Annotated in this window: 15 protein-coding genes and 1 tRNA gene; 13 read left to right on the forward strand and 3 right to left on the reverse strand. The window is 68.0% G+C overall.

Annotated elements, in window-relative coordinates:
* Positions 1-235: 235 nt before the first annotated feature.
* From TSH20_RS12170 to TSH20_RS12205, 8 genes are all read left to right on the forward strand, one after another.
* Positions 236-1,141 (forward strand): GNAT family N-acyltransferase, encoded by a 906-nt coding sequence (locus TSH20_RS12170; protein ID WP_109074969.1) that lies wholly within the window; start codon positions 236-238, stop codon positions 1,139-1,141.
* Between the two features lie 7 nt (positions 1,142-1,148).
* Complete coding sequence (locus TSH20_RS12175) at positions 1,149-2,060, forward strand: lysophospholipid acyltransferase family protein (RefSeq protein ID WP_109074970.1); 912 nt, start codon at positions 1,149-1,151, stop codon at positions 2,058-2,060.
* Between the two features lie 47 nt (positions 2,061-2,107).
* Positions 2,108-2,181, forward strand: a tRNA-Gly gene (locus tag TSH20_RS12180).
* A gap of 199 nt (positions 2,182-2,380) precedes the next feature.
* On the forward strand, positions 2,381-2,629 hold the full coding sequence (locus TSH20_RS12185; RefSeq protein ID WP_109074971.1) for a hypothetical protein: 249 nt from the start codon (positions 2,381-2,383) through the stop codon (positions 2,627-2,629).
* Between the two features lie 636 nt (positions 2,630-3,265).
* The gene (locus TSH20_RS12190) at positions 3,266-3,868 is read left to right on the forward strand and encodes a YgjV family protein (protein WP_158281988.1); all 603 of its coding nucleotides are present in this window, start codon (positions 3,266-3,268) and stop codon (positions 3,866-3,868) included.
* Between the two features lie 119 nt (positions 3,869-3,987).
* Positions 3,988-4,431 (forward strand): PA2169 family four-helix-bundle protein, encoded by a 444-nt coding sequence (locus TSH20_RS12195; RefSeq protein WP_109074973.1) that lies wholly within the window; start codon positions 3,988-3,990, stop codon positions 4,429-4,431.
* Between the two features lie 178 nt (positions 4,432-4,609).
* The gene (locus TSH20_RS12200) at positions 4,610-4,849 is read left to right on the forward strand and encodes a hypothetical protein (RefSeq protein ID WP_109074974.1); all 240 of its coding nucleotides are present in this window, start codon (positions 4,610-4,612) and stop codon (positions 4,847-4,849) included.
* A 95-nt stretch (positions 4,850-4,944) separates the two neighbouring features.
* Positions 4,945-6,738 carry a hypothetical protein gene (locus TSH20_RS12205; protein WP_146205378.1) on the forward strand — a complete coding sequence of 598 codons (1,794 nt, stop codon included), beginning with the start codon at positions 4,945-4,947 and terminating at the stop codon, positions 6,736-6,738.
* Positions 6,739-6,777: 39 nt separating this feature from the next.
* On the opposite strand, the gene TSH20_RS12210 is transcribed toward TSH20_RS12205, so the two are convergent.
* The 3 genes from TSH20_RS12210 to TSH20_RS12220 all read right to left on the reverse strand — a co-directional run bounded on the left by TSH20_RS12210 (position 6,778) and on the right by TSH20_RS12220 (position 10,978).
* The gene (locus TSH20_RS12210) at positions 6,778-7,578 is read right to left on the reverse strand and encodes a DUF1003 domain-containing protein (protein WP_109074976.1); all 801 of its coding nucleotides are present in this window, start codon (positions 7,576-7,578) and stop codon (positions 6,778-6,780) included.
* Between the two features lie 280 nt (positions 7,579-7,858).
* The gene (locus tag TSH20_RS12215; RefSeq protein WP_109074977.1) at positions 7,859-9,682 is read right to left on the reverse strand and encodes a phosphoenolpyruvate carboxykinase (GTP); all 1,824 of its coding nucleotides are present in this window, start codon (positions 9,680-9,682) and stop codon (positions 7,859-7,861) included.
* 489 nt (positions 9,683-10,171) lie between these two features.
* A complete protein-coding gene (locus TSH20_RS12220; protein ID WP_247871314.1) occupies positions 10,172-10,978 on the reverse strand; it encodes a CREG family protein in 807 nt (268 codons plus the stop codon).
* A gap of 362 nt (positions 10,979-11,340) precedes the next feature.
* Here TSH20_RS12220 and TSH20_RS12225 point away from each other — a divergent pair, with 362 nt between their 5' ends.
* The 5 genes from TSH20_RS12225 to rapZ all read left to right on the forward strand — a co-directional run bounded on the left by TSH20_RS12225 (position 11,341) and on the right by rapZ (position 15,986).
* Entirely contained in the window at positions 11,341-12,036 is a 696-nt protein-coding gene (locus tag TSH20_RS12225; RefSeq protein ID WP_109074979.1) for a response regulator transcription factor, read from the forward strand.
* Positions 12,008-13,729, forward strand: coding sequence for a stimulus-sensing domain-containing protein (locus tag TSH20_RS12230; RefSeq protein WP_109074980.1), 1,722 nt, complete (start codon positions 12,008-12,010; stop codon positions 13,727-13,729). Before TSH20_RS12225 ends, TSH20_RS12230 begins: the two co-directional genes overlap by 29 nt.
* A 193-nt stretch (positions 13,730-13,922) precedes the next feature.
* Positions 13,923-14,339: a hypothetical protein gene (locus TSH20_RS12235; protein ID WP_109074981.1), complete on the forward strand. Its 417-nt coding sequence runs from the start codon at positions 13,923-13,925 to the stop codon at positions 14,337-14,339.
* Positions 14,340-14,517: 178 nt separating this feature from the next.
* A complete protein-coding gene (locus tag TSH20_RS12240; protein WP_109074982.1) occupies positions 14,518-14,991 on the forward strand; it encodes an HPr kinase/phosphatase C-terminal domain-containing protein in 474 nt (157 codons plus the stop codon).
* Entirely contained in the window at positions 14,988-15,986 is a 999-nt protein-coding gene (gene rapZ, locus TSH20_RS12245; RefSeq protein ID WP_247871315.1) for an RNase adapter RapZ, read from the forward strand. Before TSH20_RS12240 ends, rapZ begins: the two co-directional genes overlap by 4 nt.
* The last annotated feature ends 55 nt before the right edge of the window (positions 15,987-16,041 follow it).

A 16,041-nucleotide genomic window follows, 5' to 3' on the forward strand; every position in this document is an offset into this window, starting at 1 on the left:
GGCTGCCGGGATATCGAGGGTCCCAAGGGGCCACATCCCCGAGGCGGACGATCCCTGAAGGTCGTAGCAGGTTTCGGCTGACGGCACGCGACGATGTCGGTTGACCGGCAACCGGCGGATCGTGTTATGCCTTGTGGTGCGTGCGACGCTGTCCGTCCCGACCCTGGCCGCCGTGGCCTGGCGGCGGCAAGCCGGCGCGGCGCACAGTCGAGAACCATCGCAGCGGACCGTCGACATGGCTGATGCAAGCTTGGACCAGCCGGGAATGACCCGGACTAGCCCGGAGCGGAGCGACGCGTCCGCACCCGAGGACGCCACCATCGAAAAAGCGACCGCCGGCGAAAAGCTGACCGACGGCATCCGCCTCGGCACGCTTGAAGTGCGGCTGGCCCGCTCCGCGGAGGAGATCGACTGGGCGCAGGCCTTGCGCTACCGCGTCTTCTACGAAGAGATGGCGGCGATCCCCTCCCCGGAGATGCAGGCCCGGGGGCGCGATTTCGACGATTACGACGGCGTCGCCGACCATCTGCTGGTCATCGACCATTCCCGCGGCAACGGCCCCGACATGGTGGTCGGCACCTACCGCCTGATCCGCCGTCCCGCCGCCGAGAAGGTCGGCCGCTTCTATTCCAGCGACGAATACGACATCGGCCGCCTTGCCAGCTATCCCGGCGAGGTGCTGGAGCTTGGCCGGTCCTGCGTCGACGCCGGCTATCGCACGCGCGGCAGCATGCAGCTGCTTTGGCAGGGCATCGCGGCCTATGTGTTCCAGCATGACATCGCCCTGATGTTCGGCTGCGCCAGCCTGCCCGGCACCGATCCGGATGCCATGGCGGAGCCGCTGTCCTACCTCTACCACCATCATCTGGCCCCGGCGGATCTGCGGGCGACGGCCTTGCCGGAACGCTTCGTGTCGCTGGACCGGATGGCGAAGGAGCACATCGACCCGCGGCGGGCGCTGAATATCCTGCCGCCGCTGATCAAGGGCTATCTGCGGCTCGGCGGCTTCATCGGCGACGGCGCGGTCATCGATCACCAGTTCAACACCACCGACGTCTGCATCGTGGTGAAGACCGATCTGATCACCGACAAGTATTTCAAGCATTACGAACGTCGCAGCCGCGACAGCCAAACCGGCTGAGGCGATCATGACCCGCACCGCGCGCGCCCTGGGGTCGTCCGGCCGCGGCGCCCTGCGCCTGACGCTGTACCTGCTGTGGACGCTTCTGCTGATCCCGCTGCAGGCATTGGCGGTGGCGCGCGGCTGGCGGCTGTGCCGCACCCTGCCGCCCTTCTACCACCGGGTCTGCGCCCGGCTGATGGGGCTGGACGTGGTGGTGCGCGGCCAGCGGGTGGCCGACGGGCCGGTGCTGTTCGTGTCCAACCACTCCTCCTACCTGGACATTACGGTCCTGGGCTCGCAAATCCCCGGGTCCTTCGTCGCCAAGTCGGAGGTCGGGAGCTGGCCCTTCTTCGGCCTGCTGGCCCGGCTTCAGCGCACGGTGTTCGTCGAACGCAAGGCACGCAATTCGGTCGACAAGCAGCGTGACGACATCGGCAGCCGTCTGGATGCCGGCGACAGCCTGATCCTGTTCCCGGAGGGCACCTCCAGCGACGGCAACCGCACGCTGCCCTTCAAGACCGCCCTGTTCGCCGTTGCCGCCCGCCGCATCGACGGCCGTCCGCTCATCGTCCAGCCGGTCAGCATCGCCGCCACCCGGCTGGACGGCATCCCGATGGGCTTCGCCTTCCGCCCCTTCTATGCGTGGTACGGCGACATGGATCTGGCGCCGCACCTGTGGCAGGCCTTCCGCCTGGGCGGCATGACGGTGGAGGTGGAGTTCCACCCGCCGGTGACCATCGACGGCTTCAGCAGCCGCAAGGCGCTGGCCGAGCATTGCCAGCGCGTGATCGCCGACGGTGTCGCCCGCGCCATCTCCGGCCGCCCCGACGGGCCGTCCCCGGCGAAGCACGCCGCCGTCCCGGCCGCCGCCGGTACCGCCACGAGTACCGCCACGCCCGCGCCGCCGGTCGCCGATCCCGCTCCCGGGAGTGCTTGATTCCGCTCTTGTATCCGCCGCTGCAGTCGCCTATAAACAGCGGGCGCGCGGGTGTAGCTCAATGGTAGAGCAGAAGCTTCCCAAGCTTACGACGAGGGTTCGATTCCCTTCACCCGCTCCAAACGCCGTGCCGCCTGCATGGCAACCGGCCTTGAGCCGCTCCCTTCCAAAATCCGATTTTTCTGACGAGCGGTTTGCACCAAGGGGTGCGGATGGGCGCTCTCCTTTGCGTTGGCGGTTCGCCGATGGCGCGGTTGCCGGGATCGCCCGCAATCCCTGAAGCTGGGCGCCATTGTCCCTCAGCCGAAAGGAGAACGCCGATGCCGCCGATCGAAAGAGCCCGCCGGCTGAGCCGGTCCCTGCAGGCCCGCTTCCGCATCGACCTGTTCTCCGCCCTCGTGGAGCGCGAGTTCGAACGGCGGTTGGCCGACGCCATCCTGGAGGCTGAACGCGACGCCTACCGCCGTGGGCGCGAAGAGGCGCAGGCCGGGGCGAATGGCGGCGTGGTCAGTCCATCTCCGCGGCCGGAAGCGGCGGTTCGGCCGGGCGGCCCGCCCATGACCATGTAAGACCGGCCCGCTCGGCACAGGCATAGTGCCAGGGGTTCTGATGGCCATGTCCGGCCCAATGCGGGTCGCCGGCGCGGATCGGCCGGCCGCAGCCACAGCACAGATGCCCGTTGCGACCGGCACGGCCACTGTGGCCCCGCGCTTCGCCGGTCTTGCCCGATTTCGGCTTCGGTTCCCAGCCAAGCGAGGCAGGATGGCGGCCGTACAGCGCCATGATGATTCCCCCAGTTCGTCCGGATTGCGCCACTTACCGGATGATCCCCCGATCCCGGTCCGGCAGCGTCGATAATGACACAGTCGATAACGATTCTGCCGTGACGGTGCGAGAATGCCGCCGCACGCCTTCAAAGCCAACGGCAAGGATGGTCGGGATCCTCTCCGAAATCGTCGGGCCGCCTCCTGACAAACCCTTCACAACCCCTTCAACGGAGGGGCAACGAGGCAGAGGACATACAATAATCACCGGAGTTATCCGCAAGCTCCACATGATTGCGTTTCCAAACTGTCGGGGACATCGCCGCGACCATCTTTTGGTCTGTTTCCGGTCACATCGATGTTCATATCTGGTTAACCGTCCGGGACTAGCGTCCGCCGCCTTCGCTGCACTGCGGCATGTTTTTCATGCGAAGGCGCTTCATGACGGTATTTCTGCTCGATTATCTTCCAACCCTCTCGGCCCTTCCCGCAACGATCTCGCCGGTTGTCATGACCGGCATTGCCGGGTTGTCGGCCGCCACCCTGTCGACGCTTCTCGGCGGCCGGCGGGCGATCCTGACGGCGCAGGCGGCGGCCTCCTCGCTGTTCCTGCTCCATTTCCTGCTGCTGGGCGCCTGGACAGCCATGCTGATGTGCGGGCTGGGGCTGATCCAGATGGCGGTGCGCGTCCAACGGCAGCCATCCCGGACGCTCGGTCTGCTTTATGGGCTGACGGTGCCGGCGGCGCTCGCCGTGGCGGTGCTGAGCTGGCAAGGGCCGATGTCGGCGCTGTCGGCCACCGGCTTCCTGCTGGCGACGCTCGGCCGCTGGCAGACCGCGGTCGGACGGATGCGGGTGTTCTTCGTCATGGCGACGATGGTCGGGGCTGGGCACAACCTGCTGGCAGGATCGGCCTTCGGCTTGGTGTCGGACGCGATGGGGCTCTGCGGGCATTGCGTCGGCCTGTGGCGGGCCGGGATGCTCCGCAGCCCGATCCGCCGCCAACCGCCCACCACCCGCGGTCTGTCCGAAGCGTCGGCGTAAGGGTACGGCCACCGGCGTCAGGCCCGTCGCACTGGTATTGCCCCCGGCGGCAGGTTGGAACATTCGGGCCCGCCGCCGGGTTGTGGCAGCGTAGGGGACGCATGGGAGGGCCTGCCGCCATGGAAAAAGACGAGATCGTCGATACGCTCAATGACCTGATCCGCATCGTCGAGGATAGCCACGAAGGCTACCGGCAGGCGGCGGAATCCGCCGAGGACGAGGATCTGAAGGCTCTGTTCAACGATCTCGCGGCCCAGCGCGGTGCCATCGTGCGCGAGACTCAGCGGCTGGTCGCCGAACAGGGCGGTGCGCCGGACATGGGCGGCACCATGCTGGGCGGTGCACACCGCTTCTTCCTGGAACTGAAATCCGCCGTGCTCGGCCATGACCGCGTCACCATCATCCAGGAGGTCGAGCGCGGTGAAAGCGAATGCCTGCGCCGTTACGAAGAAGCGATGGCAAAAGAGCTTCCCCTGCCCATCACCGCGGTGATCGCCCAGCATCTCGACCGCATCCGCGTCGACCGTGACCGCATGGCCGCCCTGCGCGGGGTGGTGGCATGATAGTGCGTCGCAGCATTGCGGGTGTGGGAAAGCGGGCGTAGGCTTTTACCGGTGGCTGCAACGCATTGATACGGCTGTAGGGTCGTATCGCAGCCCCCGCCGATTACCGGCTCCGATCATCCGGCCCCGCTCATCGAACCCCGGTGGCCGGATGTCCACTCCATCTGGACATGGATTGATGAACAGCGACAAATCGAAAAATGCAGACCCGGTCGGCAACGATCTGGTGACGAAGGGCGCTTTCGCCCTGTACCGCGCAGAGAACGCCCACCGCGTATCCGAGTTCAAGAAGTCCAAGAACGCCGAGGCGGCCATCGCCGCCGATTTCGACGCCTACCGCACCCGCTATCTGCGGAAGTTCAAGGACATCTCCGACAGCCTGTCCGAACAGGGCCTCACCGTCACCCACGCGGTCTGACCCGTCCCGCAGAACCGGGACCTATGGGGCCGGGGCAGCACTGAAACGAATGGGAAAGCCGCGGGGCCGCCGCTATACTGCGCGGCATGGCCCGTATGCTGTTCCTCCGCGACATCGACGCCGACGTGCAACTGCGCTGCCGCACCTGCGGACATGGCGGCGTGCTGCCCCGTGCCATGCTGGAACGGCGCTTCGGCCCCAATTACCCGGTTCTGTCGATCGCGCCGCATTACCGCTGCTCGCGCTGCGACTCCCGCGACATCGAAAGCCGGCCGATCCTGGCCGAACCCCTGGCCGCCGGCCTCCCCGCCGCCAGCAATGACGAGCCGTCCTTCGATGCGCCGCTGGCGGCGCTGAACGGGCTGCTCGCCTCGCTGCGCGGTAGTGACGGCGGCCGGGACAGGACGGCCGATGCGGAGGAGCCGCCCGCCCCCCCTCCCCCTTCACCGGCGCCCGTTCGCGGCAAGCCGGTGTTGGAACGTCCGCTGTCCGATCTCGTGGCCGACGGTCCGGCGGAGGATGGCGCCGCTCCGCTGTGGGAACCCGTTTCGCTCGCCGACATGGCGGCGCGCCTGGGCCGCCCGTCGCCGCCCGACGATTGGGATGACGATTGGGACGATAAGCCGGCGACGGGCGATTCCAGGACTGCCGCCAACGACGAGCGGCCGGAGCCAGCCCGCGAGGAGGTCGCCGACGCCGGTGCCCCGGACGGTGCCGACTTCGAAGTTGGCGATCCCGAAGAAGATGATGGTGACGAGACGCTGATGGCGATGCGCCGGTTGCTGGCGCAGGCCTACGGCTCCGACGACGATGAGGACGACCCGGCGCCTGCTCCCCAGACCGCCCGCGCTGCAAGCTTTGCCGAGCACCCGCCTGCTGATGGTCCCGCCGGTGAGGGGCCGGACCTGCATGGCGGCGATCAGGGTGAGGACGACCTGGGCGGGGAAGACCGGGGCGGGGACGAGCCGCCGGTCTTCTCGCACAAGGTCCTGGTGCGCAGGGATTTCGAGGACGACGGCGCGGACGCGGGGGCCGATCCCTGGCACCTGGAGTCCGGGGACGACGGCCAGGAGGATGATCCCGAAGACGGCGGTCCGGATGGCGAGGAACCGTCGGAGGAGGAGATCCTGTCCTTCGCCATCCGCGACCCGGAGAAGCCCGCCCCGGCTCTCGCCTCCCGTCCGGCGAAGCCCGCGCCGCCGCCTGCCGAACCGTTGGACTTCGACCAGCATCGCGCCGAACGCCGGGCCCAGCGCCCGCCTCCGCCGCCGGAGGATGAGGAAGGCTTCGATCGGACTCTCGCCGCCCTGCGCTCCATGATCGAGGACGCGGCGAACGAGCCGGCGGAGGAAGAGGAGGACGCTGCGCCGCCGCCGGCCAAGGGACCCCGCAACGCCGGCAGGATGGTCGAAAAGCCCGCCCGTCGCGAGGAGCCGGATGATCCGGCACCTGACCGGGGCGAGGATGACTGGTCGGTGCCCGCTGGCTGGGGTGACCCCGATCCGGTGCCGGAGGCTGCTGCCCCGGAACAGGAACCGGAACAGGAAAAGGACCCGGCACCCGCCGGCCGCCGCTCCGCCCAGGAGCGCGAGATCGAGGAGGCGATGAAGGCCCTGCGCGGGCTGATCGAGGACGAGATACAGCCGGATTCGCCGCCGCCCGCTTCCCAGCCGAAACCCCGCGCCGCCAAACCGCGCCCGCCGGCCCGCAGCGGATCGGCCGCGCCGGAGGCAGGGCCGCCGCCCAATGCCAAGCTGCCGGATGTTCAGCCGGAGACGGCAAAGCCCGCCAATCCGGAAACCAAGCCCGCCGGCGAACCGACACCGCTCAGCAAGACCATCGCCGCGCTGCGCGGCATGCTGGAACTGGACGGCCGCCGCAAGCGCTGATGCGCCGCCCGGCGATGCTCTTGTCGGGCGGTATCCGGTTCACTTGCGCAGCCGTTTTTCCTGCATGATTTCCAGCTGCAACTGCTGAATTTCGGTCAGCCGCTGCCATTGGCGCTGGATCAGATAGTCCATCTTCTCGTGCAGATGCCGGATTTCCAGCTCGGCCTTCAGGTTGACGCGATAGTCGTTTTCGGAGCGCAGCCGGTCCTTCGCCTCCTGCCGCTTCTGGCTCATCATGATGACGGGCGCCTGGATGGCGGCCAGACAGGACAGCAGCAGATTCAGCAGGATGAAGGGGTAAGGATCGAAGGCCCGCGCTTCGCCTTCGAGGATGTTGATGAGCATCCACACGCACAGGACAACGGCGAAGGAGATCAGGAAGGCCCAGCTGCCGCCGAAGCTGGCGAGACCGTCCGACAGCCGTTCGCCCAGCGTGCGGTGGTCGTCGTACTCCTCCTCCGGGTTCTCGGCCAGCGTCTCGTGCCGGGCGAGGCTTTCGGCGACCTCGCGGTCCAGTTCGCTGAGTTCGCCATGCTCCTCCTTCAGCAACTCGGCGACATAGAGCGAGCGGTAGCGTGCCAGCTCCTGCCGGCTGATCTGCGCGTCCGGTTCCAGATGCGGGTGGTCGTGGCGGATGCGGTCGGCGAGGCTGGGGCGCAGCGCGTCCAGCGCGATCAGGTCGCGCTTCGGCCGGCGCTTGCCGCTGATGGCGCAGGGCTGGCGCTTGGACGACAGCAGGCCGCTGGCGTCCTCATGCTCGGCCGATTGGAAGGTCGGTTCCGCGGAGTCGTCACCATCCTGCGGTGGGCCATCCTGCGGTGGAATCTGATGATCGGACATGACTCGCCCTCCCTGGCATGCGCGAACCGGCGCGGGCGACTTTATGCCCGATCTTTTTGACACGCCGGTTAAATCACCGACAGGCAAATGCGGCAGGTAAGGATGGCATCGCCTTGCAAAGGCTGAACCTCGGCGATCCCGCCCCCCGACCCCAGCGCCGGCGAGGCGGTTTCGGATGAATTCCCGTTCATCTTCACCGCCGCAACGGAAAAGGGGCCGCCTTGCGGCAGCCCCTATCCTTACCTGCTGACAGGCCTTACGTACTGACGGCTTCGGCCGGTCAGCCGATGCGCCAGACGTCCGGGCTGTTCTCCAGCCGCTTCAGGAGGGCGAGGCGCTGCTGCTCGATCTCCTCCGGCAGGCGGTCGCCGAAGCGGTTGAACAGTTCTTCCTGGTCCCGCGCCTCGGCCTCGGCCTCCTTGCGGTCGATGTCCATGATCTTGGCGAACTTGTCGGCCGGGAAGTTCAGGCCGGACCAGTTCAGATCCTGGTAGCGCGGGGAATAGCCGAAGGGCGATTCCGCCACGTCGGTGGCACGGCCGCGGACGCGGTCCACGATCCACTTCAGCACGCGCATGTTGTCGCCGAAGCCCGGCCAGACGAACTTGCCGTTCTCGTCCTTGCGGAACCAGTTGACGCGGTAGATGCGCGGCAGGCTTTCGATCTTGCCTTCCATCGACAGCCAGTGGTTCCAGTAGTCGGCCATGTTGTAGCCGCAGAAGGGCAGCATGGCGAACGGATCGCGGCGGATGGCGGCCTGGCCGACGGCGGCGGCGGTGGCCTCCGAGCCCATGGTCGCGGCCCAATAGACGCCTTCGCGCCAGTTGTAGGCTTCGAACACCAGCGGGAAGGTCTTCGACAGACGGCCGCCGAAGATGAAGGCGCTGATCGGAACGCCGGCCGGATCCTCCCAGGCCGGGTCGATCGACGGGCACTGCGCCGCCGGGGCGGTGAAGCGGCTGTTCGGGTGGGCGGCGACGCGGCCGCAGCCCGGCGTCCAGTCCTTGCCCTGCCAATCGATCAGGTGGGCCGGCGCCTCGTCGGTCAGGCCTTCCCACCACACGTCGCCATCGTCGGTCAGCGCGACGTTGGTGAAGATGACGTTGTGGTCCAGCGTCTTCAGCGCGTTCGGGTTCGACTTCACGCTGGTGCCGGGGGCGACGCCGAAGAAGCCGGCCTCCGGGTTGATGGCGCGCAGCGTGCCGTCGGGCTGCGGCTTGATCCAGGCGATGTCGTCACCGATGGTGCGGACCTTCCAGCCCTCGAACTCCTTCGGCGGGACCAGCATGGCGAAGTTGGTCTTGCCGCAGGCCGACGGGAAGGCGGCGCCGACATAGGTCTTCTCGCCGGTCGGGCTTTCCACGCCCAGGATCAGCATGTGCTCGGCCAGCCAGCCCTGCTCGCGGCCCATGGAGGACGCGATGCGCAGCGCGAAGCACTTCTTGCCGAGCAGAGCGTTGCCGCCATAGCCGGAGCCGTAGGAGACGATGCGGTGCTCTTCCGGGAAGTGGACGATGTACTTGTTGTCGGCGTTGCAGGGCCAGGCCACGTCCTGCTGGCCGGGCTCCAGCGGGGCGCCGATGGAATGCAGGCAGGGGACGAAGTCGCCGTCGCCCAGGATGTCCAGCACCTTCTGGCCCATGCGGGTCATCAGGCGCATGTTGACCGCGACATAGGGGCTGTCGGAGATCTGCACGCCGATGTGCGCGATGTCGGAGCCCAGCGGCCCCATGCTGAACGGCACCACATACATGGTGCGGCCACGCATGCAGCCTTCGAACAGGCCGTCCAGCTTGGCCTTCATCTCCACCGGGTCCATCCAGTTGTTGGTCGGACCGGCTTCCTCGCGGGTGCGCGAGCAGATGTAGGTGCTGTCCTCGACACGGGCGACGTCGCCCGGATCGGAGCGGCAGAGGAAGGAGTTCTGGCGCTTGGCCTCGTTCAGGCGGATGAAGGTGCCCGCTTCCACCATCTCGTTGCAGAGACGGTCATATTCTTCCTGCGACCCGTCGCACCAGTGAACGCGCTCCGGCTTGCATTTCAGCGCGATCTCCTCGACCCAGGCCAGGAGCTTCTTGTTCCGCGTCCGCGTATGTCCAGTCATATCGTCCCTCTCGAAGGCTGGGCCGGTCCCCTTGCGCCCGGGCATGCCCCTCGCCGGGGGTCCCGCGGCCGGTCCGGCCGTTCTTTCGTCCGTTGTCGTGTCGTCAGATGGAAGGCGGCCGCCGCATCAGCGGGGCGCCGGTCCGAAGAGGCGGCCGGGTTGGAAACCCGCCGCGATGCGCTGCACCGGCAGGGTGCGGCGACGATACGGTGCAAAAGGTGGTCCTGAGGCGACAGGTCTGGGGGCCAATGGCCCGGACGGGAAACGGGTCGATCCGTTATGGTCCACTGAAGTGTTCTCCTGGTTGCGCGTGCCCGCGCGCCGCGTTCTTGTTTTTGGTGCGGCGCCCGGTGGTGTCGAAGCGACCTCTCGGCTGGTCGTTCAGGCTGACGGTTGGCTTCTCGTCTCTCTCGTTGTTATCTTTTTTGCTGACCGTTCTTCTTGTTCTTCTTTTTATCTTCTTGTTGTTCTTCCCGGCGCTGGGGTCCGTCAGGCACCCTCGTCGCCGGCTGTTTCGGTTCCAGCCTTTTCGGTCCCGGATGTCGATCCTCCGGGTTGTCCGGACCCGTCCTGCGGCCGGATCAGCGTGTCCAGCATCAGTTTAGCCGATTCGGGGTCATGGATTCTCTGCTCAAAATCGACGCGGGCGACGTACCCCCCGCGTCGCAGATCGCATCCCTCCGGGTCCACGCCGGTCAGGCTCCAGCTGTCGCCCTCACCATCGGCGGCGGGCGCCAGTCGGGGGCCGTACCCCGCGCCGTTCAGGCGGTCGAGCAGCGCCGCCTCGCCCGCCGCCAGGGCGGGGGCTGCGGCGGGCAGGTCCAGCTCCGCGGCGGAGAGCCAGTGGATGCGGCCGAAGCCGGCGACCAGATGGGCGCGCTCCACCGACACGCGGTAGATCGCGAAATCGGCGAAGCCGGCATAGAAGGCGGCGTCGGGGTGGCGGCGCAGATAGCGCTCGCGGTGGATCGGATCGTCCGACCGCTCCGCCCGGCCCAGGACCGACAGGCGGGCGCCGGTCAGCGGCTGCGCCAGTCCGGCGGTGCCGTCGAACAGCAACCCGACCCGGCCGTCGGCCAGCAGGTTGCGCGTGTGGTCGGCCAGCGTGGAGAGCAGAAGCAGCGGACTGCCGTCATGATCGAACGCCACCAGCACCAGCGAGGGATAGGGCCAGCCGGCGGCTTCCGCCACCGCACCGTCATCGGCCGGCCGTTGGGCGGTCGCCAGCGCGGCGCGGTCGCAGGCACGCATCAGGCGCCGGGCGCGCAAGGCCGCAGCCACGGTTGCCGGAGCCATGGCTGCCGGATCCTGTATGGCGGACTCCGGGCCGCTCCGGCCGGTGCCCGGCGGCGTCGCGCCCTCCTTGCCGTCCGGCGTGGCGCCGGCCGGAGAGGACGCGGGAAGGGCGTTCGAAAAACTCATTCCAAAACGAGTGCGTTCTCCCGCGCGGCACCGTTGTTCGGCGCCGCATTGCCGCCATATTGGACCATACAAATGCTGCGGGAAAAGGGAAAACTGCCTCTGGTACCTGGACTCTGGCATAAAGTATTGGAATGACCACTCCTCCTATGCCTGATGTTTCCGCTAACATTTCTGAGAACCGGCACTTCGACCACCCCGACCTGACCTGACCCGTTTCAATAGGATCTGTTACGACCATGGCCCACACCGTCGCCCTGGTGGATGACGACCGCAACATCCTGGCTTCGATCTCCATCGCCCTGGAGGCCGAAGGTTTCGACGTGCGCACCTACACCGACGGCGCCGAGGCGCTGCGCGGATTGAGCCAGCGCCCGCCCGACCTCGCCGTGCTCGACATCAAGATGCCGCGCATGGACGGCATGGAGTTGCTGCAACGCCTGCGTCAGACCAGCCAGATACCCGTCATCTTCCTGACCAGCAAGGACGACGAGCTGGACGAGCTGATGGGCCTGCGCATGGGGGCCGACGACTACATCAAGAAGCCCTTCTCGCAACGCCTGCTGATCGAGCGCATCCGGGCGCTGCTGCGGCGCGAGGCGCTGCGCGGCGAGACCGTGGAGGCCGATCCGGGCCAGCTCATCACCCGCGGCCCGCTGCTGCTGGACGGCGCCCGCCATGCCTGCAGCTGGAAGGGCCAGCCGATCGACCTGACCGTGACCGAATTCCTGCTGGTGCGCGCGCTGGCCCAGCGGCCGGGCCATGTGAAGAACCGCGACCAGCTGATGGACGCGGCCTATGGCGAGCACGTCTATGTCGACGACCGCACCATCGACAGCCACATCAAGCGGCTGCGCAAGAAGTTCAAGGCGGTCGACCCCGACTTCTCCCAGATCGAAACGCTCTATGGCGTCGGCTACCGGTACAAGGAATAGCGCGGTGTCCACGCTGGGCCGGGGCAGGACCAGACGGCGCGTGTCGCCGCTGACCCTGCGCATCCTTGCGGTGAACGTGCTGGCGCTGGTCCTGCTGATGGCCGGCCTGCTCTATCTCGGCCGCTATCAGGACCGGCTGATCCAGGCGGAGACCGAGGCGCTGGAGACGGAGGCGCGCATCTTCGCCTCGGCGCTCGGCGAAGGGGCGGTGAACCGCATCCTGACCGCCCCCTCCCCCACCGGCGACGAGGGGGGCGAGCGGTTCGAACTGGCGCCGGAACTGGCCCGGCCGATGATCCGCCGCCTGGCGGAGGCGACGGCGACGCGCACCCGCCTGTACGACATCGACGGGCGCATGCTGTCCGACAGCCGGGTGCTGGTGGGGTCGCAGGGCCGCATCGAAATCCGCGAGCTGCCCTCCCCGCCGGCCGGCGACCCGCTGTCGCGCGCCATCAACGACCTCTACACCCGCCTGATCGACGTGGTGCCGAGCCGCGAGGGGCTGCCGGTCTACCGCGAGCAGCCGGGCGAGCCCAACCCCGATGTGGAACGCGCGCTGGGCGGCGAGGCGGCGGCCACCGTCTGGCGCGTCGATGGGGCCGGCGGCGATCCCGAATTGCTGCTGACCGTGGCGGTGCCGGTCCAGCGCTACCGCGAGGTGCTGGGCGCGGTGCTGCTGACCCGCGGCGGCGGTGAGATCGACCGCGCCATCCGCTCCGTCCGCTTCGACATCCTGCGGGTGTTCGCGGTGGCGCTGCTGGTGACGGTGGGGCTGTCCTTCTATCTGGCCGGCACCATCGCCCGGCCGATCCGCCGGCTGGCCCAGGCCGCCGACCGGCTGCGCACCAGCCACGGACGCCATGCCGAGATTCCCGACCTGACCCGCCGCGGCGACGAGATCGGCGAGCTGTCCGGCGTGCTGCGCGAGATGACCGACGCGCTGTGGACGCGGATGGACGCCATCGAACGCTTCGCCGCCGACGTCGCCCACGAGATCAAGAACCCGCTGACCTCGCTGCGCAGCGCGGTGGAGACGGCGGGCCGCGTCAGCGATCCGCGCCACCGCGACCGGCTGATGGCGATCATCGCCGACGACGTGCAGCGGCTGGACCGGCTGATCAGCGACATCTCCAACGCCTCCCGCCTGGATGCCGAACTGTCGCGGGCGGAACCGGAGCCGGTGGACATCGGCATGCTGCTGACCATGCTGGCCGAACTGCGCCAGACGGTTGCCGAAACCGTCGATGAGCCTGTGTCGTCCGGCGGGACGGGAGAGGCCGCCGCCGCGCCGCCGCGCGTCGTCGTGGACGTGCCGGCGGGCGAGCGGCTGGTGGTGCCGGGGCTGGAGGGCCGGCTGACCCAGCTGTTCCAGAACCTGATCGACAACGCCCTGTCCTTCTCGCCACCCGGCGGTCTGGTGCGGCTGACCGCCCGGCGCAGCGGCCGCAGCGTCACGGTGGTGGTGTCGGACCAGGGACCGGGCATCCCGGAGGGGAAGGAGGAGGCGATCTTCGACCGCTTCTATACAGAAAGGCCGGCGGGCGAAAAGTTCGGCACCCACTCCGGTCTCGGACTATCGATCGTGAAGCAGATAGTCGGTGCGCACAACGGTTCAGTATTTGCGCAAAATAGGAAGATATCGGATGGGAGCATCGATGGTGCCGACTTCGTCGTGACCCTGCCTCTGCTGTAAGAAGCTCTGCGGAATTTCATACATCCTTTGCACTCTCGGCTAGACAAGCCGCCTGTAAGCACCGATCATGGCTTGGGTCGTTCTCTCCTGCCGGCTGCCGAGGCGCTCGGACCATATCGGTTCGGTTGTTTGCCTTTGCCTCCTACGCCCGGAAGAGGGTGGCCACAGCCCGGAACAAGGATGTGGGGTTGCCATGCCTGAGTCCGCTCCACCCGATTCCCCCGTGCAGTTTCCGCGCAGCCCCGGCCGCCGCTCCTTCGGCATCGACGCCGCTTCGGCGGAGGTCGTCGATCTGCGCCGTTACCGTCTGGCCCGCCTGATCCGCGATGCCGGCCGGCAGCAGGGCGAGCTGGCGAAGCTGATGCGGGATTCCGCGCAGGAGCGGACGCAGCTGGCGGAAGCGCTGCAGGGTGCGCAACGCCACCTCGCCAGCATCGCCGACAACTACAAGGTCCTGCTGGTGCGGCTGAAGCGGGAAAAGGACTTCCGCGACGCCTGCCAGGAGGCGGCCGAGCTGGACGATCTGGACGAGATGATCCGGCGCCGCGACGCGCTGGCCATGGAACTGGAGGCGATCCGCCGCACCCCCCGCGGCGCAGCCGGCGCCTGAGGAACCCCACCGCCCGATCCATCACGCCGCCTTATCAATCAGACCGCCTTATCAATCAGACCGAAAGAACGGTCGGAAGCGGATGGGGGAGCCCGGACAGGTTTCCCCGCCTGACATCATGAGCCACCGTTCCGTTTCCATTGACAGAATCGGCGCCACGTCTCACCTTCGCCAGACTATGGTGACGATTCACGGCACCTGCGTCTTGCTCTCCGGAATCGGCGTGCTGCTGCGTGGAGAGTCCGGACGGGGAAAATCGGATTTGGCCTTGCGACTGATCGATGGCGGCGCCTTGCTGGTCGCGGATGACCGGGTGGTGCTGCAGAGCGAGCCCGGCCGCCTGACCGCCTCTTCCCCGCCCACGCTGGCCGGGCTGCTGGAGGTGCGGGGCGTCGGCATCCTGCCCGTTCCCTCGACCCCGTCCGCTCCCGTCGGTCTCGTCGTCGATCTGGTTTCCCGTCCGGAGGTGGAGCGCCTGCCGGAGGCGGAGACAGAGACGCTGCTGGGTGTCGCCCTGCCCCGCCTCGGGCTCTGCGCCTTCGACGCCTCGACCCCCGCCAAGATCCGCCTTGCCGCCGCCAGCCTGTGCGGCGGCCGGCTGGACCGGGTGCCCGCCAGCCTGTCCGCCCAGCCGAGCCCGGTCACATCATGACATCTCCCGACGTGCCGTCTTCCGAAGGGCTGGGCGATTCCGCCACCACCATTGCGTCCCGCGGGCGCGTCGTGCTGGTCACCGGCCTGTCGGGCGCCGGCATGTCGGTGGCGCTGAAGGCGCTGGAGGATCTGGGCTACGAGGCGGTGGACAATCTACGTCTGTCGCTGGTCCCCGCCCTGATCCGGCAGGCCGACCCGAAACGCCGGCCGCTGGCCCTGGTGATCGACAGCCGCACCCGCGACTTTTCCGCGCAGAACTTCCTGGACGAGCTGGAGGAGTTGCGGGGCGACGACGACCTCGACGTCAGTCTGGTCTTCCTGGATTGCGGCGACGAGGTGCTGCAGCGCCGCTTCACCGAAACCCGCCGCCGCCACCCGTTGGCGGAGGACCGCACGGTGCCCGACGGCATCCAGCGCGAACGCGCCCTGCTGTTCCCGCTGAAGGAGGAGGCCGACGTCACCATCGACACCACGCAACTGTCCATTCACGATTTGCGGCGCATCCTGTCCGGACATTTCCGGCGTGACGCCCAGGCAGCCCTGCAGGTGTTCGTGACCTCCTTCTCGTTCCGCCAGGGACTTCCGCGCGAAGCCGATCTGGTCTTCGACGTGCGGTTCCTGACCAATCCGCATTACGATCCGGAGCTTCGGCCGCTGACCGGCCTGCATCCGGCCGTCGCCGCGCGGGTGGAGGGCGACGCCGACTACCCGGCCTTCTTCCGGAACCTGACCGAACTGCTGCGCCCGCTGCTGCCGCGCTACAACCAGGAAGGCAAGAGCTACCTGACCATCGCCATCGGCTGCACCGGCGGCAAGCATCGCTCGGTCTTCGTCGCCGAACGGCTGGCGGCATGGCTGAAGGAGCAGGGGCTGCGGGTCAACCTGAGCCATCGCGAACTGGACCGGCAGGGCCTGCGCACCGGGGCCGCGGCCGGGGCCGCCAACGCCCAGGGCGGCAATCAGGCCCCCCACTCGGCCCCTCATCAGGGATGATGCAAATTGCGCCTTGACGACCATACGTCCAACCAACGATCCAGATGCGATGAGG

Origin of the sequence: Azospirillum sp. TSH20, assembly GCF_003115935.1 — a bacterium.
In the GTDB taxonomy this organism is placed as follows: Bacteria; Pseudomonadota; Alphaproteobacteria; order Azospirillales; family Azospirillaceae; genus Azospirillum.

Excerpts from the sequence above, each read along its gene's own strand:
- TSH20_RS12170 (WP_109074969.1), top strand. The coding sequence starts at position 236 with ATGGCTGATGCAAGCTTGGACCAGCCGGGAATGACCCGGACTAGCCCG.
- TSH20_RS12175 (WP_109074970.1), top strand. The coding sequence starts at position 1,149 with ATGACCCGCACCGCGCGCGCCCTGGGGTCGTCCGGCCGCGGCGCCCTG.
- TSH20_RS12185 (WP_109074971.1), top strand. The coding sequence starts at position 2,381 with ATGCCGCCGATCGAAAGAGCCCGCCGGCTGAGCCGGTCCCTGCAGGCC.
- TSH20_RS12190 (WP_158281988.1), top strand. The coding sequence starts at position 3,266 with ATGACGGTATTTCTGCTCGATTATCTTCCAACCCTCTCGGCCCTTCCC.
- TSH20_RS12195 (WP_109074973.1), top strand. The coding sequence starts at position 3,988 with ATGGAAAAAGACGAGATCGTCGATACGCTCAATGACCTGATCCGCATC.
- TSH20_RS12200 (WP_109074974.1), top strand. The coding sequence starts at position 4,610 with ATGAACAGCGACAAATCGAAAAATGCAGACCCGGTCGGCAACGATCTG.
- TSH20_RS12205 (WP_146205378.1), top strand. The coding sequence starts at position 4,945 with ATGCTGTTCCTCCGCGACATCGACGCCGACGTGCAACTGCGCTGCCGC.
- TSH20_RS12210 (WP_109074976.1), bottom strand. The coding sequence starts at position 7,578 with ATGTCCGATCATCAGATTCCACCGCAGGATGGCCCACCGCAGGATGGT.
- TSH20_RS12215 (WP_109074977.1), bottom strand. The coding sequence starts at position 9,682 with ATGACTGGACATACGCGGACGCGGAACAAGAAGCTCCTGGCCTGGGTC.
- TSH20_RS12220 (WP_247871314.1), bottom strand. The coding sequence starts at position 10,978 with ATGGCTCCGGCAACCGTGGCTGCGGCCTTGCGCGCCCGGCGCCTGATG.
- TSH20_RS12225 (WP_109074979.1), top strand. The coding sequence starts at position 11,341 with ATGGCCCACACCGTCGCCCTGGTGGATGACGACCGCAACATCCTGGCT.
- TSH20_RS12230 (WP_109074980.1), top strand. The coding sequence starts at position 12,008 with ATGGCGTCGGCTACCGGTACAAGGAATAGCGCGGTGTCCACGCTGGGC.
- TSH20_RS12235 (WP_109074981.1), top strand. The coding sequence starts at position 13,923 with ATGCCTGAGTCCGCTCCACCCGATTCCCCCGTGCAGTTTCCGCGCAGC.
- TSH20_RS12240 (WP_109074982.1), top strand. The coding sequence starts at position 14,518 with ATGGTGACGATTCACGGCACCTGCGTCTTGCTCTCCGGAATCGGCGTG.
- rapZ (WP_247871315.1), top strand. The coding sequence starts at position 14,988 with ATGACATCTCCCGACGTGCCGTCTTCCGAAGGGCTGGGCGATTCCGCC.